The sequence below is a fragment of the Chitinophaga oryziterrae genome (assembly GCF_009758125.1).
In the GTDB taxonomy this organism is placed as follows: domain Bacteria; phylum Bacteroidota; class Bacteroidia; order Chitinophagales; family Chitinophagaceae; genus Chitinophaga; species Chitinophaga oryziterrae.
Genome location: NZ_WRXO01000011.1, coordinates 265303 through 285622, shown reverse-complemented (window position 1 = coordinate 285622; position 20320 = coordinate 265303). Strand labels below are relative to the sequence as shown.

Annotated in this window: 14 protein-coding genes; 9 read left to right on the top strand and 5 right to left on the bottom strand. The window is 43.4% G+C overall.

The annotated features are described in order from the left end of the window. The first annotated feature begins 9 nt into the window (after positions 1-9). The 3 genes from GO495_RS28400 (at position 10) to GO495_RS28390 (ending at position 6113) form a co-directional block, all read left to right on the top strand. Positions 10-1602: a GH39 family glycosyl hydrolase gene (locus GO495_RS28400; protein ID WP_157303334.1), complete on the top strand. Its 1593-nt coding sequence runs from the start codon at positions 10-12 to the stop codon at positions 1600-1602. A gap of 96 nt (positions 1603-1698) precedes the next feature. Further along, a complete protein-coding gene (locus tag GO495_RS28395; protein WP_157303333.1) occupies positions 1699-4002 on the top strand; it encodes an RICIN domain-containing protein in 2304 nt (767 codons plus the stop codon). A 20-nt stretch (positions 4003-4022) separates the two neighbouring features. After that, a complete protein-coding gene (locus GO495_RS28390) occupies positions 4023-6113 on the top strand; it encodes a discoidin domain-containing protein (protein WP_205691338.1) in 2091 nt (696 codons plus the stop codon). A gap of 20 nt (positions 6114-6133) precedes the next feature. Here GO495_RS28390 and GO495_RS28385 read toward each other — a convergent pair whose 3' ends face one another. After that, on the bottom strand, positions 6134-7021 hold the full coding sequence (locus GO495_RS28385; protein ID WP_157303332.1) for a helix-turn-helix domain-containing protein: 888 nt from the start codon (positions 7019-7021) through the stop codon (positions 6134-6136). Between the two features lie 249 nt (positions 7022-7270). Between GO495_RS28385 and GO495_RS28380 the strand changes: the two genes are divergently transcribed. Then, on the top strand, positions 7271-8437 hold the full coding sequence (locus GO495_RS28380; RefSeq protein WP_157303331.1) for a glycoside hydrolase family 130 protein: 1167 nt from the start codon (positions 7271-7273) through the stop codon (positions 8435-8437). Between the two features lie 66 nt (positions 8438-8503). Here GO495_RS28380 and GO495_RS28375 read toward each other — a convergent pair whose 3' ends face one another. After that, positions 8504-9292 (bottom strand): polysaccharide deacetylase family protein, encoded by a 789-nt coding sequence (locus GO495_RS28375; protein ID WP_157303330.1) that lies wholly within the window; start codon positions 9290-9292, stop codon positions 8504-8506. Positions 9293-9365: 73 nt separating this feature from the next. Continuing rightward, the gene (locus GO495_RS28370; RefSeq protein ID WP_157303329.1) at positions 9366-10730 is read right to left on the bottom strand and encodes a hypothetical protein; all 1365 of its coding nucleotides are present in this window, start codon (positions 10728-10730) and stop codon (positions 9366-9368) included. 308 nt (positions 10731-11038) lie between these two features. Here GO495_RS28370 and GO495_RS28365 point away from each other — a divergent pair, with 308 nt between their 5' ends. Further along, the gene (locus GO495_RS28365; protein WP_157303328.1) at positions 11039-12043 is read left to right on the top strand and encodes a GlxA family transcriptional regulator; all 1005 of its coding nucleotides are present in this window, start codon (positions 11039-11041) and stop codon (positions 12041-12043) included. Between the two features lie 10 nt (positions 12044-12053). Further along, positions 12054-13058, top strand: coding sequence for a type I glyceraldehyde-3-phosphate dehydrogenase (gene gap / locus GO495_RS28360; protein WP_157303327.1), 1005 nt, complete (start codon positions 12054-12056; stop codon positions 13056-13058). 38 nt (positions 13059-13096) lie between these two features. Here gap and GO495_RS28355 read toward each other — a convergent pair whose 3' ends face one another. Then, on the bottom strand, positions 13097-13687 hold the full coding sequence (locus GO495_RS28355; RefSeq protein ID WP_157303326.1) for a TetR/AcrR family transcriptional regulator: 591 nt from the start codon (positions 13685-13687) through the stop codon (positions 13097-13099). A 24-nt stretch (positions 13688-13711) separates the two neighbouring features. Further along, positions 13712-14329 (bottom strand): TetR/AcrR family transcriptional regulator, encoded by a 618-nt coding sequence (locus GO495_RS28350; protein WP_157303325.1) that lies wholly within the window; start codon positions 14327-14329, stop codon positions 13712-13714. A gap of 299 nt (positions 14330-14628) precedes the next feature. Here GO495_RS28350 and GO495_RS28345 point away from each other — a divergent pair, with 299 nt between their 5' ends. From GO495_RS28345 to GO495_RS28335, 3 genes are read left to right on the top strand one after another with little or no spacing between them, the layout of a single operon-like run. After that, positions 14629-15756 (top strand): efflux RND transporter periplasmic adaptor subunit, encoded by a 1128-nt coding sequence (locus tag GO495_RS28345; protein WP_157303324.1) that lies wholly within the window; start codon positions 14629-14631, stop codon positions 15754-15756. Between the two features lie 2 nt (positions 15757-15758). Next, positions 15759-18902 carry an efflux RND transporter permease subunit gene (locus GO495_RS28340; protein ID WP_157303323.1) on the top strand — a complete coding sequence of 1048 codons (3144 nt, stop codon included), beginning with the start codon at positions 15759-15761 and terminating at the stop codon, positions 18900-18902. Then, positions 18899-20296 (top strand): efflux transporter outer membrane subunit, encoded by a 1398-nt coding sequence (locus GO495_RS28335; protein WP_157303322.1) that lies wholly within the window; start codon positions 18899-18901, stop codon positions 20294-20296. The genes GO495_RS28340 and GO495_RS28335 overlap by 4 nt, the downstream gene beginning before the upstream one ends. Positions 20297-20320 lie beyond the last annotated feature (24 nt).

Genomic DNA, 20320 nt, shown 5'->3' with positions numbered 1-20320 from the left:
TACTTAAAGATGAAAAGAACTTTAATGCTATTGATGCCGCTGCTTTCATCCATCTCAGGAACACTGGTTGCTCAAACGGCAAAACAGAAGATGCCAGCCATCCAGGAACGGGTTATCAATATTGACTTCAACAAAACAGCAGGAAAGCTGAACACGATGTTCAATGAGTGTGTCGGTGCTGGCCGCGCCAACGAAGGACTTCGGGCAGACTGGCAACAGCAGCTTGCATATGTGAAAAAAGAATGCGGTTTCAAATATATCCGTATGCACGGCCTTTTAACAGACGACATGGCTGTATATACGGAGGACAGTAAAGGTAACCCGGTGTATAGCTATATGTACATTGATGTTTTATTCGATTTTTTACATAGTATTGGAGTGAAACCCTTTGTTGAGCTGGGCTTTATGCCTTCCGCACTGGCCAGCGGTCCAAAAACGATCTTCTGGTGGCGCGGCAATGTAACTCCACCAAAGGATTACGAAAAATGGGCTGCATTGATGCGGGACCTTACCCGGCATTTTACAGAACGTTACGGGGCAGATGAAGTAAAAACCTGGTATTTCGAAGTTTGGAACGAACCTAACCTGGACGGTTTCTGGGCAGGCTCGCAGGAAGAATACTTCAAATTGTACAACTATAGTGCTAAGGCTATTAAAAGCGTTAATTCATCTTATCGCGTTGGAGGGCCGGGAACAGCCGGAGCTGCCTGGGAACCTGAAATGATTGCATACTGCGCTAAAAATAATGTGCCTATAGATTTTATAAGCACACATGCCTATGGCGTAAAGCAAGGATATCTCGATGAATTTGGCAACTCAGGTACCGTACTCGATAAAAATCCCATGAGCGTCAGCGGTGATGTGCTTCAATCGCGGAAGGAGATTGCCAGTTCCTCTATGCCAGACCTGGAACTTCATTACACCGAATGGAGCGCCTCCTATACACCGGCAGACCCTATCCACGACAGCTATCACGAAGCTGCATACGTTTTGCAAAAATTAAAGCAGGTGGGCAAGGCTGCCAACTCTATGTCGTATTGGGTTTTTACCGATATTTTCGAAGAGCCAGGACCCCGTTTCACGCCCTTCCACGGAGGCTTTGGCATGCTGAATACGCAGGGCATTAACAAACCGGTATTCTATGCATACCAGTTTATGAACAGGCTGGGAAATATTGAATTGGCAAATAATGATTCCACTTCATGGATCTGCAGGGATTCAACAGGGAATATACAAGCGCTGGCCTGGGATTTTACCAATACCCATCCGGGAGATTCCGTACATAATCAACAATACTATATCCGTGATCTTCCTTCAAAATCGAAAGGAAAATTGAAGGTCAATATTGCAAACGTACCCGATGGTATCTATGCAGTTGAAATCTATAAAGTAGGGTACCATTGTAACGATGCTTATTCCACTTATCTATCCATGGGAAAACCGGCACAACTTACCAGACAGGGCGTCGAACAAATAAAGAAGCAAAACGATGGTTCGCCCGTTACCAGGGAAATTGTTACTGTAAAAGCCGGAGTCCCTTTTACAAAAGAGCTGGAGATTCGTGAGAACGATGTTTTCTTTCTGAATATTATCAAACTGTAATGATATCGGTTATTAAACTGTGCCGTTCCACTTTGATGGCACAGAAAAACCTTTCGGTAAATATTCTATTGCAAACCATTAGTAAAAACAAACCCAATGAGAAGAAAACCCATTTTGCTTTTATTGTGCCAAATTATACTTTTTACGGCCGTTGCACAGAACGTTACTATTTCAATTAATCCAACTCAAAACAAACGGTTGATTTCCCCATACATATATGGCCGGAATGAATCCCTGGACAAGTCTGTACAATTTTACAAGGATGCAGGTTTACATTTCTCCCGTATGAACGGAGGTAATAACGCAACAGGTTATAACTGGCGTAAAAAAATTACAGTCCATCCCGACTGGTATAATAATGTTTATAGTACTGATTGGGATGCATCCGCACAAAACATTGCGGCCAACTATCCTGGCATGCAGGGTATGTTTGCCTTTCAATTATTAGGTAGAGTGGCATCCAATACCAATAACAACTTTGATGACTGGTCTTTCAATCAATCCCAGTATTGGGCTGGGGTGGGTCAAAATTTAGCAGGTGGCGGCGTACCCAATACGCAAGACCCTTCCGGTAAGGCATTGGTTGAAGGCAATATTAATTTGTTTACGCAGTCATGGCCTTCCGACTCTTCTGTGGGAATTCTTAATCATTGGTTTGGAGCTAATGGTTTAGGGTTAAACCAAAATCAATTCTTGTACTGGAATATGGACAATGAAGTAGATATATGGAGTGGCACACATGATTATGCCATGCCAACGCAAATATCTGCCTTTGCCTTTATGGATAATTACATAGCATTAGCGAAGAAAGCGAAAGCTATATATCCTGGCATCAAGCTCTGTGGACCTGTTGCAACCTCAGAATGGCAATGGTACAAGTGGTCAAATGAAAGTATATACGTAAATGGCAGGTATTATTCCTGGATGGAGTATTTTATAAAACGACTTGGAGATGAATATAAGGCAACCGGTATTAAGCTGGTAGACATAGTGGATATTCACAACTATCCCTCGTATAATAGTGATGATGCTGCGGCACTGCAGGGACACCGGATTTATTTTGATACAACATATAATTACCCGGGTTCAAACGGTATTAGAACAATTACCGGCGGATGGGATGCCTCACTTACAAAACAATATATTTTCAAGCGTATCGACGGCTGGTTAAATGAACATTTTGGTACCAATCATGGCATAACATGTGGTGTAAGCGAATGGGGTACCATGTCAAGCAGCAATCCCAGCCTTGAATCTGTTATATATGCTTCGCATCTTGGTACATTTGCAAACAATGGCGTAGAATTCTTTTCTCCGTGGAACTGGTCTATCGGCATGTGGGAAACATTGCACCTCTTTAGCAGGAATGCAAAAAAATATAGTGTTTCAAGTACTTCTTCACTTGATAGTACGGTATCTGCTTACTCCTCAGTAAATGAAAATGCAGACTCTTTAACGGTGATGTTGGTAAACCGTGACATGACTACTTCCCGCACTGTTACCATCAATTTAAGCAATTTCACAGTTGCAAATGGAAATTACCAAACATTGCAGTTGTCATCCTTGCCGGCACAGGAAACTTTCGTATCGCACACACAAAACGCGCTGCAACAAAATACTGTGGCGGTAAATTCAAATTCACTCACCATAACAGTACCGGCTCTTTCCACAACAGCCATTCTGCTGGCTAAAGCCGTAACTAATGTGACTTACGTTACTGTGACTAACCGTGCTACCGGATTGCTGGTAGATGGCATGTACAGGTACTCCGATGGATCTAATGCAGGGCAATGGAGTAACAGTGGCAGTGATGCACAGCAATGGTCTATTGAAACAACTGGTAGTTATGTAAAATTGAAAAACCGCGCTTCTGGTCTATATCTTGATGGCATGGGCAATACGACCAACAGTGCTGTGGCTGGCCAATGGAGTAATAGCAGCAGTTATAACCAGCAATGGCAAGAGGAAACATCCGGAAGCTATGTGAAACTAAAGAACCGCGCTACGGGATTATACTTAGATGGTTTGGGCAATACGACAAACGGTGCTGATGCTGGTCAATGGAGCAGTAGTAGCAGTTATAACCAACAATGGACAATAACGTCTGTTACACAGGCCAGGAAATCTACGGGCACTGATACTACAGAAGGGGCAAGCAACAATCAGGTGGTAGTATATCCGAATCCCTTTTCGTCAACATTCAATGTAACGATTGATAAACCTGCCGAGGTAAGACGTATCATTATATTTGACATCATGGGTAAACAGGTTGAAACTGCTAACCGCACCTCAATTTCAAGCTTAATGTCAATGGGGGCCTCCCTAAAAGCAGGAACGTATATAGTTCGGATAGAAGCCGCAAACTGGTTAAAAACGTTTAAAGTTGTTAAGACAAATTAGATCAAAATAATATCAACAATATGATCATTCGTACAATAAGGTATTTGCTGTGTGGAATCGCTTTCTTCCTGTGTTCAGTTAACATTAACTATGCTCAGACAAAGGCTCCCGGACCATTTGGTCCGGGACCAACGGAAAATCAAATGAGATGGCAGGAAATGAAATACTACGCTTTTCTCCATTACTCTTTAAATACTTATACAGATCAGTCGTGGGGATTTGGCAATGAAGATGTCAGATCATTTAATCCGTCAAAACTGGATTGCCGTCAGTGGGCCCGTATATGCAAAGAAGCGGGGATGAAAGGAATAATACTTACAGTAAAACATCACTGCGGTTTTTGCCTCTGGCCTTCTAAATACACGGAGTATTCTGTAAAAAATGCTCCGTGGAAAAATGGTAATGGAGATGTGGTTCGGGAAATGGCTGATGCCTGTAAAGAATACGGCTTAAAATTAGGCATATACTTGTCGCCCTGGGATAGAAATCACCCGGATTACGGAAAGCCTGAGTATATCACTTATTTCAGGAATCAGCTTACCGAACTGCTCACCAACTACGGACCGATTTTCGAAGTGTGGTTTGATGGAGCTAATGGTGGTTCAGGATATTATGGCGGCGCTAATGAAACCCGCACCATTGACCGCACTACTTACTACGACTGGAAGAATACATATAAGCTGATCCGCAGGCTACAACCTGATTGTGTAATATGGAACGATGGTGGTGATAGGGGAGACCTGCGCTGGGTGGGTACCGAAGGTGGTTTAGTAGGAGAAACGAACTGGAGTTTACTAAACGCCAAAGGAGAGGTTGAATGGAATATGTTGCATTATGGCCTGGAAAACGGGGACTCCTGGGTGCCTGCCGAAGTAAATACATCCATCAGACCAGAATGGTTCTATCATCCACATGAAGATAGTCAGGTAAAAACAGTGCCTCAATTAATGGAAACCTACTATAATTCCATAGGACGCAATGGTACATTACTGCTTAATTTTCCGATTATGCCAAACGGGTTGATCCATCCAAATGATGAAAAAGCAGCCCTTGAATTTGCCAAAGCCGTAAAGGAAGCATTTGCCGTAAATCTTGTCACAAATATGAAGGTGAAAGCCTCCAATGTTCGTGGGAATGACAAACAGTTTGGCCCGGATATGTCCATTGATAATGATAAGGATACCTATTGGGCAACTGATGATAATGTGACTAACGCGTCGCTAACGATAGATCTTGGTAAACCAACCATGTTCAACCGGTTCCTGGTCCAGGAATATATCCGGTTAGGGCAACGCGTGAAAGCCTTCACGGTGGAGGCCCTTGTTGATGGGAACTGGAAACAGCTGGCAAAAGCAACAACAATTGGATATGAGCGAATCCTTCGTTTTCCAGGTGTAAAAGCGACACAGGTCCGTCTTAATATTACCGGTTCGAAAAGTTGCCCTGTAATTTCCAATATCGGAATTTATAATGCACCACAGATCCTCGCTGCTCCTTCCATCGTCAGAAATCAGTCAGGTGAAATAACTATAACTCCGGCAGATATGGAGTCGGTTGTCTATTACACATTAGGCAGCGGGCAGCCTACTTCAAAATCAAAAAAATACACCGGCCCCTTTCAATCGGAAGGAAAATTGGAGATAGGCGCTATTGCCTGGGAACCAGCTACAGGTAAAAGCAGTCCGGTGACACGGGAAAAATTTGATATTTCCCGAAAGGACTGGAAAATTACCGGAATCAATGATGAAAAGGCAAACCTTATCCTGGATGGAAACCCATCTACTGCGTGGCATCAAAACAATGACAAAAAAATGCCTGTTGATCTGGTACTCGATTTGGGAAGTGAGCAAAAACTATGCGGTTTCAAATATCTGCCAGACCAGGGCAAGACCACTGGAGCAATAGCAAAGTATCAATTTTTTGTTTCGCAGGACAATACGGAGTGGAAACAGGTAGATGAAGGAGAATTCCCAAATATAAAAAACAATCCATTATGGCAAACGAGAAGCTTTACACCGGTAAAGGCCCGTTATGTAAGACTTCGCGCTGTACATGAGGTAAATGGTAACCATGATGCCGGATATGCCGAAGTAGATGTGATCACCAAATAAGTTATCTGATGGCACATTAATTATACAAACGTCCTCACACCTGAAGATGATGTATATGCCCGTCTGAATTCTTTCGGCGTACAGTCCTTTTTCTTTTTGAAAATGCGGTTGAAATTAGAGATATTATTGAACCCACATTTATAAGCTATTTCATTAATGCTATGGGTAGTCTCTATCAGCATGCGGGACGCATGCCCCAGCCGTATTTCAATAAGCGTATCCACAAATGTTTTTCCGATCTTCAGTTTGAAGAAGCGGCTGAAAGATACATCTGTCATTGCGGCAATTTTTGCGGCCTCGCTCAGGTTGACACTTTTATCGAAATTATCATTCAGATATTTCATGATCTTCTCGATCCGCCGGCTGTTATAAGATAATGTTTCCGTATTGCGGAAACTGGCATCTGACAATGTGCGCATATTACGGGAAATGGAAAGATCATGTAATATAGACATCAGTTCCAGCACGGAATCAAATCCCTGTTTTTGTGGTAACAGTATCAGCCTGGGCATAACGGCCATAATTGTTTCCTGTGAGAAGAGAATTCCCCGTAAAGAGCGCTCAAGCATACTCCGGATAAAGCTCATCTGATTACGTTGCAGGAATTTATCATCAAACAGGTCGCGGTGAAACTGTATCGTAATTTCTTTCATGATACCACCCTGATGTTTATTGTTGAACCAGCCGTGTTGCAGATTAGGACCAACCAATGCCAGTTCCAGATCTCCAATCTCTTCCATATGGTCCCCTACGATGCGTTTTGCTCCTGTGGCATGCTGAATAAAATTCAGCTCAAACTCTTCGTGGTAATGTAATGGAAAATCAAACACCGTTTTTTCTCTTGCAAAAAGTGTAAAGCAATCATTTGGTGTAAGCGGTGTTATTTCCCTTAACAGCTTTTCTCTCATGAATAAAAGATTTAGGCTTATTACAAGTGCAATATATTCTGTTTTATACAATTAAAGCATAGTAAAAGTGTAATAAAGTATTAACTATAAACATTCCCGCATTTCAAACAAAACCTTGCTATATAATGGCCATAGCGGATATTCAAGGGGTACATTTTAAATTTTACAGAATTAATATATTTAAATGATAATAAAGTATTATTAACAGGTTCCAAATAAGAGCATCTTTGTTATAAATAAATACACGTTATGAATTTTGAAAAGCGACTGCATGCATTACAACAGGCATCAGAAGAGCTGTTAACCAGACCTAACAGAAAAGAGCCACTGGGCAACGGTATTTACGACAGGTATATATACCCTGTACTAACAGCAGCGCATACACCTGTATGCTGGCGGTATGATCTCCGCGAATCCTCCAATCCTCTCCTGATGGAACGGTTTGGCATTAACGGTGTATTCAATGCCGGCGCTATCAAATACAGGGATAAATATATAATGGTAGCCAGGGTAGAAGGGATCGACCGTAAATCATTCTTTGCTGTAGCTGAAAGTGATAATGGTATTGATAATTTCCGTTTCTGGGATTATCCGGTGCAATTACCTGAAACCGCGGAACCCGATACGAATGTCTATGATATGCGCCTGGTACAGCATGAAGATGGCTGGATATACGGTCTTTTCTGTACGGAAAGACGGGACCCCGCCGCCTCCCCGGGAGATCAGTCCGCAGCTGTGGCACAATGTGGCATTGTGCGCACCAGGGATCTGCTCCGCTGGGAACGGTTGCCCGATCTGAAAACACCCTCTCCGCAACAACGGAATGTGGTGTTGCATCCTGAATTTGTACAAGGGAAATATGCTTTCTACACCCGTCCGCAGGATGGCTTTATCAGTACCGGCAATGGTAGTGGTATCGGTTTCGGCCTGGCAGACAACATAGAGAATGCAGTAATTCACGAAGAAATGGTGATCAATCCCAAAGTATATCACACCGTATATGAAGGAAAGAACGGTTTAGGCCCTGCACCGATCAAGACACCCATAGGCTGGTTACATCTGGCTCATGGCGTACGTAATACTGCTGCGGGCCTTCGTTATGTATTGTACATGTTTGTGACCGACCTGAAAGACATTACCAAAGTGATTCACAAACCCACAGGCTATTTCATGGCGCCGCAAGGAGAAGAAAGGGTAGGAGATGTATCCAATGTGCTTTTCAGTAATGGCTGGATTGCTGATGATAACGGTAATGTATTTATCTATTATGCATCATCAGATACCCGTATGCATGTGGCTACTTCTACTATCGCCAGGCTGGTAGATTATGCTGTGAATACCCCGGAAGATGGTTTGCGTTCTGCTGCTTCTGTAAAGACTATCAATAGTATCATTGAAAATAATGTACAGCTTTAAAATAGTCGGTATAGACATTTAATGTACTAAAGGTGCAAATACTTTTTGACGCCCTTTTATTCATTATCAATTCGCCCTGCTGGTGCGGATATATTCTGCCACTTCTACCATCGGGGCAATCCAGATCTCCCGTTCATGGTCTTTCAGGAAATGGAGTAAAAGGCTATGTTCTTTCAGTCCGACATTGAGGACATGCCCTCCGCCCACACCATGGAAAAGAAAGACGAGCAGCGTATGGGTGCTCATGGCTTTTTGTACAAGGGCGATCATTTGCTCCGCGTTCTGGCCATTCATGCCAAAACAGTCAATATTGTCGAGGTTGACCTTTTCAATAGGGTCCAGAGCAGACCGAACGCCTCTGGCGGCAACAAAATCATTGCGCAACCCTGCATAGAAAAAAGAGTCTTTGATAGTGAGATCACCACAGGGATAAGCAAATGTCCGCTTTGTTTTGCCGTCGATTGCCTGCAGCAGTGTGTTGTTCATCCTGATTTCGGCTACAGCTCTGTTAACGGTATACTTGCTAAGATCATAATCAGGCTGTACAAAACTCCGCCCGGGAAGATTACCATCGCATGGGTGATATAAGGTATGATTTCCCAGCTCATGACCGTTAAGGGCAGCTTTCCGCCACAACGCCATCCGGTTTGCGACAACAGGAGAGGAGCCGATCAGGTAGAAGGTAGCTTTTAAACCCAATGAGTCCAATACGGGCAACGCATTATCCAGATCTGCATCAATTGCATCGTCATAGGTTAATACCACAGCGCATTGTTTCTGATTCCATACATTGGCATTCTGTGCCTGGCCCGACAAAGTTGCCAGCAATGCCATCAGGATACATATTATTCTCATAATTATAAATATAGCTCTTAAAATAGAAGGACAAATGCTTAAAAGTATGCGAACTATTACATTTGGCCCGTTCTCAATTCATTTTATTCTCAATAGAAGTGAGATCCTGTATTCCCTGAAATTCACTTTGTAGCTTCATGCGGGTTTTATCCCTGAAACCATTCTCTACAGCCTTCAGCAAATCTTTCTCTGTGGAGTCGATCTTACCTTCTCTGGCATCCAGGATAGCAGAAAAATACCAGGCTTCGCTATTGGTAGCATCAGCTAACTTATATAACTCCACGAAATAGCGGGCTTCGGGGTTTGCATTAGCCGTGATGAAATGATTGCTGTATGAATAAAATGCCAGTGACAGATAAGCCAGTAACCTCTGATACATCGGGCTTTCTGTGGCTTGGGTAGTAGCACGTGTTTTCAGATAGCCAATAGTTTTCACCCAGTATGGCATATCAGCCTGTTCAAAATGCCGGGCATAGTCGTTTTTTGTATTTTGTTCTATGCTGAGTAACTGCTCCTGTATCCTGTCCTGAGTTTTATAAAGCGGATCATTAGTAAGAGAAGTCATATTTTCATGAAACCATGTTGCTTTATCTGTTAACCCATCGAGGAAACTGATGGAGAGTGTACATTCCTCTACGGCTTTTATCAATTTTTTCGCATTGTAGAAGGTATCCAGTCTTTCTTTGCTATTTTCAATATAATCGTTGATGAATTTGTCATTTTCAGGAATGATTTTTTTTTGCATAGCATCCAGTTGCAAACCGGCAAAAGCTATGTTCATAGTACTGTCCGGCGCCCATTCATGTTTTCCGTCAAATAAAATAAGATGCTGTCTGGTTTGGGTGCTAACCAGCGCTTTGGAGAAGGCTACGATATCGGTAAGATTAAGATCTCCTTCACCTGCGATAGCGGTGTAGCTGAAATTAAAATTAGCAGGAGAGGTGCCATCCGGCAGACCTGCACCATTAGCAATCACCCCTTTTATAACAGGGTATTTTAAGGCGATATAACCTGCTACTTTAGCGCCACCGGAAAATCCACCTGTATAAATCCGGTTGCTATCGATTTTTAACCTGCTTTGCACATCGGCAGATAAATTATTCCAGATATTTTCTGTGGCAGACCAGTCATTACCGTTTTTGGAATTATTACTCCCAACCAGAATATAGCCATAGGTATCAGCCAATACTTTGTACTTATTTAAAGGAAGTCTGCCATCGGCATGTGGGTCAAAAAGATATATGACAGGTAAAGCTTCCTTATTGCCTTTGGCAGGGATGTATAAAGCATAAGACTGAGTAGTATCATTTTTACAGATAACAGTATCAATGACCTTTCCGGTTTCAAAGGAAGCTGGAATATTTGCTGTGGATGGTCTGTTCACGCAAGCACTGATACTCAATACCAGGATCAGCCTGATAAGCTGGTTTATTTTCATAGACTAATGAATGAGGATTGAAATATATAAAGAAATGTCCAGAATCTTCGCTCCGGATGTTGTTGCTCTAAATACACCTTATCTGACGTGAATATTAGGTGAAGTTAAATTGAAATACAAATCCTGAACCTATATTCTAAAGCCAGATCAGAGAACTAAAGAGTCAGATACAGTGTATTTAGAGCAACAACATCTGCCATAACTTTCAAACTAATATGCAGAAAGACAGATTTGGCCGAAATTGTATAAAATATGTCATTTGTGCCATCCTTTTAACTACTTACATTTGTAGGGTCAAACGATAATACATGCCAGAGGATAAGAAGAAACTGATCGTAGTTATACCTATGCCTAACACTTACCTGTTGGATATCGCTGGTCCATCTGACGTATTCACCGCAGCTGACTGGGCCCTGAAAGAGGTTCCAGGCAGTAAAAAGGGAGGATATGAGGTATTACTCGCTTCTCCCCTGGACACAAAAAGTATCATTACAAAGAACGGGTTTGAGATTACCTGCCAGACGAAGATCTCGGAGATCGACAGACCTGTTGATACACTAATAGTGGCTGGCTACTCCAGGCTGGAGATGCATAAAGATCACCCGCTCTTTAAATGGCTGAGAGACATATATCCAAAGTTACGCCGCGTGGGTTCTGTTTGTATAGGCGCTTACGCACTCGCGGAAGCAGGCATACTGGACGGTAAACAGGCTTCTACACACTGGGAATTCACCCAGGAGTTCCAGACCAGATACCCGACAGTACATGTGGACACCAATCCATTTTATACCCGCGATGGCAATGTCTATACTTCCGGTGGCGTATCCTCCGGTATAGATCTCGCCCTGGCATTGGTAGAGGAAGACTATGGCCGTGATATAGCTTTGCATGTTGCCCGCAAACTGGTACTGCACCTGAAGAGGAACGGGCATCAGTCCCAGTTCAGCACACTGCTGCAGATGCACAGTATGGAGAATTCAATTGCAGGGAAACTGCATCCCTGGATGATGAGACATCTGGCAGATGAACTCAGCATCGAACAACTGGCAGAACACAGCAATATGAGCGTACGGAACTTCGCCCGCGTATTCCTGAAGGAAACAGGACTTACACCCGCTAAGTTTGTAGAGAAGCTGCGCATAGAAGTAGCCCGCAAATACCTGGAAGACAGCGATCTTACCATGGACCAGATAGCAGAAAAATGTGGTCTCAGCGGATTGATCTCCATGCGCCGGACTTTCATGCGGCATATGATGGTATCGCCCAGTGATTACCGTCGCTCTTTTAGAACATCTCTTCAAGCAACAACATAAAAATATAATTATGAAAGTAGCAATCAATGGATTCGGCCGCATTGGCCGTATGACTTTACGCGCCCTGCAGAATAAGCCAGAAGTAGAAGTGGTGGCGATTAACGACCTCACAGACGCAGGACTGCTCACGCACCTCTTTAAATACGATACCTCCCATGGAAAATTCCCGGGCACTGTCATACAGAAGGATAACAGCATCGTTGTTAATGGAAAAGCAATCCTCCTGTTAAGTGAAAAAGATCCTGAGAAATTACCCTGGGAAAAACTGGGGATAGATGTTGTGATAGAATCTACCGGCCGGTTTACCGACAGAAGCAAAGCACAACTGCACCTGAATGCCGGCGCTAAGAAAGTACTGATCACAGCTCCCGCAACTGGTAATGTAAAGACCATCGTAGCAGGAGTGAATGATGAACTGATCACGGAAGAAGATGAGATCCTGTCCACCGCTTCCTGTACCACCAACTGTATAGCACCGCTGTTATACCTGCTGGAAAAGGAATATGGCATCGCATCCGGTTTCATGAGTACCATACATGCATTTACCATGGACCAGATGTTACAGGATGGCCCGCATAAAGATTACAGGAGAGCCCGTGCCGCTACGCAGTCTATTATACCTACCACTACAGGTGCTGCAAAAGCAATCGGGGATGTGCTGCCTGGGTTAAAAGGCAAACTGGACGGATTTTCTTACCGTGTACCTGTGATTGATGGTTCTATAGCAGATATGTCTATAAACCTTATTAAACAGCCTTCTGCGGGTGAAATTAATGAACTGTTCAGACACCATGCTGCTAATTCACTGCAAGGGGTACTGGAATACACGGAAGAACCATTCGTATCCGCAGATATATTAGGCAATACACATTCGTCTATTATTGATGGGACCTTAACCCGTAATATCGGGAACCTGGTGAAAGTAGTAGCCTGGTACGATAATGAAGTAGGGATCTCTAACAGGCTGGCTGAACTGGCAGTAGAACTGGCGGGGAAAATAACCGTAAACGCTTAAACGAAAAGGCTGGTCTGATGAGACCAGCCTTTTCAATATTATGCATGTATACTATTCATCATTCCTTCAACGGTACTCATAATCTGGTCCATACGGGAACGATCATTCGCCACCCGGGATAACATCAGTCCACCTTCTATCAATGATAATATAGAAAAGGTAATCTGATCAATATCAATATCTCTTTTGAATTCTCCGGATTCAATACCCGCCACGATAAACTCCATCATACAGTTCTGCCATGCCTTACTGGCACTTGCGGCTCTCTCTTTGAGTAAACTATTCGTATCATCTGCTTCTGTGGCCGTATTTAAAATAGGACTTCCACCCAGTATAAAATCATCTTCGTACAAAGCTTTATAAACTTTTGCATATACCAGGATCTTATCGTGATAACTATTCGCTACAAGCATTTGATCCCTGATAGCCTTACATAACTTTGATAAGTTATAATCAAACACTGCCAGCGCCATCACTTCCTTATTCTCAAAATTACCGTATATACCTCCCCTGGATAAACCTGTAATTATTTCTACATCGGCCATGGTTGTACCTGCATATCCTCTTTTGTTAAAAATTTCAGCCATACGTTCTATGATGAAATTTTTCGTGCGCTCAGATTTGGTCATTTAATGTAGTATTAAAATGAAAAATTATTCGGGGCTCACCTCTTTTGTATGTGCATTCGCACAATAGCATTCCAGCTCCCTTTTAAAACCCCTGATAATTACCTGCATGGGTCGTACAGAGTTCTTAACACGACAAATAATATTGGCGCCTTCTATTGCCGTAAACATCTTCATCGCATATTCTTCCGGTATAAGGGACGCTGAAAATTCGCCTGAACGGATACCTTCTTCCAGCAGGCCCGTTAACAGGTCTACCTGGTTATCGATATGCTTTTTTACTTTTTTATTCACTGCGGGAAGGGTGTCATCTACTTCTGTAGAAAGATTCGCAATGGGACATCCACCATCAAATAAAGTCTTTAACGGGTTTTTCGCCATGTCCATAAAAGCGAAAATTTTATCTTTCGCCGTATGCTGTTTGTCGAGTACCTGATCCCGGTTTTCAGTCGACATCTGCAAAAGGTAATCCACACAGGAAGCAGCCAGATCTTCCTTCGTCTCAAAATGACTGTACAGGCATCCTCTTGTAACCTTGGCTGAATGCAATACCTCCTCTACAGAAGTAGCAGCAATTCCTTTAACATTAAATATCGGAGCCGCTTTTTCAATAATACACTGCCGGGTCTTTTCTCCTTTACTCATATCCTAAGTTTTAGACAATACAAATATATACCAATTTGTCGGTTTTTTGACATAGACGATAAAACTATAAAACAGTCAACATTGTCTGTTTTTACAATACATCGAAAAATGTCGATAAATTAATAATAGCATAATTATCAATTGATTAAGCAGATTTTAGACCAATATGTCGGTTCTTTTTCTTTGTAGAATATACAAGTATGTATAGTTTTGTTGTCTCGTTTAATAATTGGTTTATGAACAGGAAACAAACAACACTGACTAATTATTACACCTCCCTAAACAAAATTAAATTTATCATGAAAAGTATCTTTCTGGCAGTTATCGCTGTTGCATTATACAGTTGTTCATCCAACCCTCAAACAGTATCTGCACCACCGCCAACGTTACCAGTCCTCAGTATTACTTCAGGAACAGTGACCACCTACAAGGAATACCCGGCTTCTATAGAAGGCGTGGATAACGTGGAAATCCGTCCGCAGGTAAGCGGAACATTAGCAGAAGTATTAGTGGATGAAGGCGCCTTTGTACAGGCAGGACAATCCTTATTCAGAATCAATGAGCAGCCCTTCAGAGCTGCGTTAAACAATGCCCTGGCCAGTTTACATGCTGCAGAAGGGGCTATGGCCAATGCTAATCTTGAAGTAGAAAAGCTGACGCCGCTGGTACAAAACAAAATCGTATCAGAGTTCCAGTTGAAATCAGCTAAAGCAGCCGTGGAAGTAGCTAAAGCAAATATAGAACAGGCCAAAGCCTCTATTTCAACCGCACAGATCAACCTGGGATACACTTTGATCAAAGCGCCTGTGAGTGGCTATATCAGCAGGCTCGAAAAAAAGAAAGGCAGCCTGGTAGGCCCTGCAGATGCAGAAGCGCTCACCAGACTCTCTGATGTACATAATGTACATGTGTATTTCTCCCTGGCAGAAAACGACTTTGTCAGCTTTAAAGAACAATATCCCGGTGAAACCATCAACGATAAATTAAAACAACTGCCTGCAGTGTCCCTGTTACTGGGTGATAACACCGTTTATCCGCTGCAAGGTAAAATAGATATTATCGACGGACAGTTTGACAAAAATACCGGCGCTATTACTGTAAGAGCCAATTTCCCTAATCCGAAGGGATTACTTCGTTCCGGCAACACCGGTAAAATACAGTTAAGCCTTTTTCACAAAGATGCATTACTGGTACCTCAGTCAGCTACTACGGAAATGCAGGACAAGATATTCGTATTTACGCTGGCAGACAGCAATAAGGTGACAAAACAGCCCATTACCATCAGTGGCAGATCAGGAACTGATTATGTAGTTAAAGATGGATTAAAAGTGGGGGATCAGATCATTACAGATGGCCTTGGAAGTTTACAGGAAGGTATGGTCATCCATCCTGAAAGTGCAAAGAAATTGTCGGCCTTAAAAAAATAATCATGCTTAAGACATTTATAAATAAACCAGTACTGGCAACAGTTATCTCTATCATACTGGTGATACTTGGCGTTCTTGGATTACTCAAATTACCGCTACAACAATTCCCTGATATTGCGCCGCCATGTGTTGTAGTGAATGCAGTTTATCCGGGCGCGAACGCGGAAACTATTATCCGCTCCGTGGCCCCGTCTCTGGAAGAAGCGATCAATGGCGTGGAAAACATCACGTACATGAGTTCTATCGCCAGTAATGACGGTACGCTTGCCATCAGTGTGTTTTTCAAACTGGGTACTAACCCCGATCAGGCAGCCGTGAATGTACAGAACCGTGTGAGCCAGGCTACCAGCCAGCTTCCGCCCGAAGTAGTACAACAGGGTATCATCACGTCCAAACAACAGAACGGCATTGTGATGGGTACCGGTATCTATACCGACGATGAGACAAAATATGATGAGAAATTCCTGAGCAATTATACTTCCATCAACCTGATCCCTGATATTAAACGTATCCCGGGTGTAGGCTCTGCCGTTATATTCGGCGGCGCAAAAGATTACTCGATGAGGGTATGGTTAAAACCTGCCCAGATGGAGACTTACCATGTTACACCCGCAGAAGTTAGTGCGGCCATACAGGATAAGAGTCTGGAAGCAGCTCCGGGCCGGTTGGGCGACAGAAGTAACGAGGCATTTGAATATGTGATCAAATACAAAGGGAAGCTGAATAAACCGGAAGACTATGAGAACATCGCTATCCGGTCTAATGCAGACGGTTCCGTGCTACGGTTAAAGGATGTAGCGAGAATAGAATTCGGATCCTATAATTATGCCACCAAACAAAGGATCAACGGACATGTGGGTATTGCAATGCCTATCGTACAACTGGCAGGGTCCAATTCCAATGAAGTTCAGATCGCGGTAAATGCATTCATGGAAAAGGCATCGAAGAAATTCCCTGCAGGTATCCATTATCTCACTTTCTACAGTACAAAGAAATCTCTGGATGCTTCTATTGAACAGGTAGTGCATACACTGATAGAAGCATTTATCCTGGTATTCCTCGTGGTGTTTATATTCCTGCAGGATTTACGGTCAACCCTGATCCCTGCAATTGCCGTTCCCGTTGCCATTATCGGTACTTTCTTCTTCATGTATGTCTTTGGGTTTACGATCAACCTGCTGACCTTATTCGCACTGGTACTCTCTATTGGTATTGTGGTAGATGATGCGATAGTGGTGGTGGAGGCCGTCCATGCCAAAATGGAACATAAAAAGCTGCCACCACACGAAGCGACGTTGCAGGCGATGCATGAAATAACAGGTGCGATCATATCCATTACACTTGTCATGGCGGCTGTATTTTTACCGGTAGGGTTTATGGATGGTTCCACTGGTTTATTCTACAGACAGTTTGCCTTTACCATGTCTATTGCGATCGTGATCTCTGCGTTGAATGCATTAACGTTAAGTCCTGCGCTGGCGGCTTTATTCCTGAAGAATCATCATACGGCAGAAGGGGCAGAAAAGACGTTTAAAGCAAGGTTCTTTGCCGGTTTTAATGCAGGGTTTAGTGGTCTTACAAACAGGTATGTTGGGTTGATCAAATTCTTACTGGCCAGAAAGTGGATAGCTATTGCCGGATTAACGATAGTAGTGATAGCCACGGTATGGATGGTAAAAAAGACACCTACAGGATTTATCCCTAATGAGGACCAGGGTTTCATTGCGATAGCCGTGAATACGCCTTCTGCTACTTCTTTAAAACATACGGCAGAAGTGATGTTACAGGCAGAGAAAAAGCTACAGAGCATGGAAGTTACCGGTTATGTGATGAACTTTCCGGGTTTCAGTTTGCTGACAGCTTCTGCCAGTCCATCTGCAGGTGTAATGTTCATGACATTAAAAGATGCTAAAGACAGAGGGAAGGTAAAGGAGATCACACAGCTGATAGCACAGACACAAAACGCCTTAAATGAAATAAAGGGAGCTACTTTCTTTGCTTTCAGTTTTCCAACCGTACCCGGTTTCAGTAATGTGGAAGCGCTGAGTCTTGTATTACAGGACAGGTCAAGTGGCAAACTGGATAAATTCTCCGCTGATGCCAATACCTTCATTGGGAAATTAAACAAGCTGCCATCTGTTGGTATGGCGTTTACCACTTTCAAAGCGGATTATCCGCAATACCAGATAGATGTAGATGATGATAAGGCAGACCAATTGGGCGTAAGTGTAAAAGACATCTTACAAACGATGCAGTCTTATTTTGGTACGGCACAGGTGTCTGACTTCAACCGGTTCGGTAAATATTATAAGGTTGTACTGGCAGCAGATTCCGCTGATAAAACAACACCGGAAGCCCTGAACAGTGTGTATGTGAAAAATAAAACAGGGCAGATGGTGCCACTGAATTCAGTAGTAAAACTCAACCGCGTATTTGGATCAGAAACAGCATCCCGTTATAATCTCTTTAACTCCATCGACCTGAATATCATCCCAAAACCAGGACATAGTTCAGGAGAAACCATAGAAGCTATCAGGCAGTTGGCAGCTAAAGAATTGCCCGCTGATTATAACTATGAGTTCTCTGGTCAGACGAGGGAAGAAATTTCATCCAGCGGACAATCTACGGTCATATTTATTCTCTGTCTTGTATTTGTCTACTTCCTGCTTGCAGCCCAGTATGAAAGTTATATCCTGCCACTGGCGGTTATATTAACGATACCAACAGGCATATTCGGCGTATTTGCGCTGATAGGATTAAAGGGGATTGAAAACAACATCTATGTACAGGTAGCGCTGGTAATGCTGATAGGCTTACTTGCCAAGAATGCTATCCTGATAGTAGAATTTGCAGTACAGCGCAGAAGAGCAGGTAAAACACTGATAGAATCCGCACTGGAAGCCTCCAGGTTAAGATTAAGACCCATCATCATGACTTCCCTCGCATTCGTCTTCGGTTTATTCCCGCTGAGTATTGCTACAGGACCCGCTGCACAGGGTAATCATTCCATCAGTTTTGCTGCTGCGGGTGGTATGATCTCAGGCGTATTCCTGGGGTTAGTTATCATACCGGTACTGTTTGTCATTTTCCAGGCATTACAGGAAAAAATAAGCAGGAAACCACAATTAACACTAGCTCATTCATGAAAAATATAAGTACATACCTGATCATCCTGTTATTAGCAGCCTGTAAGGTCTCAAAAGATGTAAAAACACCGGAAGGGGCAGTACCTGCTACCTACCGCGATACCCCGGCAGATACGGCCGGTATCGGAAAGATGCCCTGGGCCTCTTTCTTTAATGACCCGGAATTAAATACGCTGATAGCCACTGCGATTGAACATAATAACGATTTGCAGATAGCGGTGAAAGATATAGAAGCAGCGGAATTAACACTGCGCCAGGCTAAACTGGGTAATGTACCTGCTGTTGGTTTACAGGCAACCTCCGGTATCAGCCGTTACTCGGATAACAGTTTAAACGGAGCGACTATCAGTCAGTTCCTGTCTTCCTCTCATGTAGAGGATTATACCCTGGCAGTGTCTTTATCCTGGGAAGCCGATTTATGGGGCAAAATCAGAAGCAGGAAGGCGTCTGCTCTTGCTGCCTATTTACAGACGAACGAGGCCCGTAAGGCCATTCAAACGCGCATTGTAAGCGATGTAGCAAAAGGGTATTACAACCTGCTGATGCTGGACGCACAATTGTCTACAGCCAGGCAGAATGTGTTACTCAACGATAGTACGCTGAATATCATTCAATTGCAGTATCAATCCGGGCAGGTGACTTTACTCGCGGTGCAGCAGGCGCAGGCCCAGAAGCTGACCGCGGCGGCGCTTGTCCCTCAGTTCGAACAACTGATCTCTATACAGGAAAATGCGATCAGCATTTTAAGTGGTATCAATCCTTCTGCGGTCCACCGCCAGAAAGACCTGGCTTCTGTGCCCGTTTCAGAGAAGCTCAATGCAGGGATACCTGCTGATCTGTTAGCCCTCAGACCAGATGTGAGACTGGCAGAACTTGCCCTGCAGAAAGCGAATGCAGAAGTGGGGTATGCAAAGGCAAACATGTACCCTTCACTGGCCATTACGGCACAGGGCGGGTTGGATGCAGTGAAATTGAGTAACTGGTTTACGATACCTGCATCCCTGTTTGGTATTGCAGCAGGTAGTTTAACGCAGCCGCTTTTTCAGCAGAAGAAGTTAAGCACGCTTTACGAGGTAGCTAAAGTGAGAAGAGAACAAACGGTGATCAGTTTCCGTCAGTCGGTTTTAGTAGCCGCAGGCGAAGTAGCAGATAACCTGGTGAAGATAGACAAGCTTCAGCAACAGCAGGCTTTTACAGCCGAAAGGGTGAGTACATTAAAACAGGCGATACAGAATGCACAGCAGTTGTTTGGGAACGGAATGGCCACTTACCTGGAAGTGATTACCGCACAGGCGAATGTGCTGCAAAGCGAACTCGAATTAGCCGGTATTAAAAAAGCACAACTGGATGCGGGAGTTGATCTCTACCGCGCCGTAGGCGGTGGATGGCAATAACATTTATTAATATTTAAATAAACA

Bases quoted from the DNA above. Each gene is read 5' to 3' on its own strand.
- GO495_RS28400 (WP_157303334.1), top strand. From the start codon at position 10: ATGAAAAGAACTTTAATGCTATTGATGCCGCTGCTTTCATCCATCTCA.
- GO495_RS28395 (WP_157303333.1), top strand. From the start codon at position 1,699: ATGAGAAGAAAACCCATTTTGCTTTTATTGTGCCAAATTATACTTTTT.
- GO495_RS28390 (WP_205691338.1), top strand. From the start codon at position 4,023: ATGATCATTCGTACAATAAGGTATTTGCTGTGTGGAATCGCTTTCTTC.
- GO495_RS28385 (WP_157303332.1), bottom strand. From the start codon at position 7,021: ATGAGAGAAAAGCTGTTAAGGGAAATAACACCGCTTACACCAAATGAT.
- GO495_RS28380 (WP_157303331.1), top strand. From the start codon at position 7,271: ATGAATTTTGAAAAGCGACTGCATGCATTACAACAGGCATCAGAAGAG.
- GO495_RS28375 (WP_157303330.1), bottom strand. From the start codon at position 9,292: ATGAGAATAATATGTATCCTGATGGCATTGCTGGCAACTTTGTCGGGC.
- GO495_RS28370 (WP_157303329.1), bottom strand. From the start codon at position 10,730: ATGAAAATAAACCAGCTTATCAGGCTGATCCTGGTATTGAGTATCAGT.
- GO495_RS28365 (WP_157303328.1), top strand. From the start codon at position 11,039: ATGCCAGAGGATAAGAAGAAACTGATCGTAGTTATACCTATGCCTAAC.
- gap (WP_157303327.1), top strand. From the start codon at position 12,054: ATGAAAGTAGCAATCAATGGATTCGGCCGCATTGGCCGTATGACTTTA.
- GO495_RS28355 (WP_157303326.1), bottom strand. From the start codon at position 13,687: ATGACCAAATCTGAGCGCACGAAAAATTTCATCATAGAACGTATGGCT.
- GO495_RS28350 (WP_157303325.1), bottom strand. From the start codon at position 14,329: ATGAGTAAAGGAGAAAAGACCCGGCAGTGTATTATTGAAAAAGCGGCT.
- GO495_RS28345 (WP_157303324.1), top strand. From the start codon at position 14,629: ATGAAAAGTATCTTTCTGGCAGTTATCGCTGTTGCATTATACAGTTGT.
- GO495_RS28340 (WP_157303323.1), top strand. From the start codon at position 15,759: ATGCTTAAGACATTTATAAATAAACCAGTACTGGCAACAGTTATCTCT.
- GO495_RS28335 (WP_157303322.1), top strand. From the start codon at position 18,899: ATGAAAAATATAAGTACATACCTGATCATCCTGTTATTAGCAGCCTGT.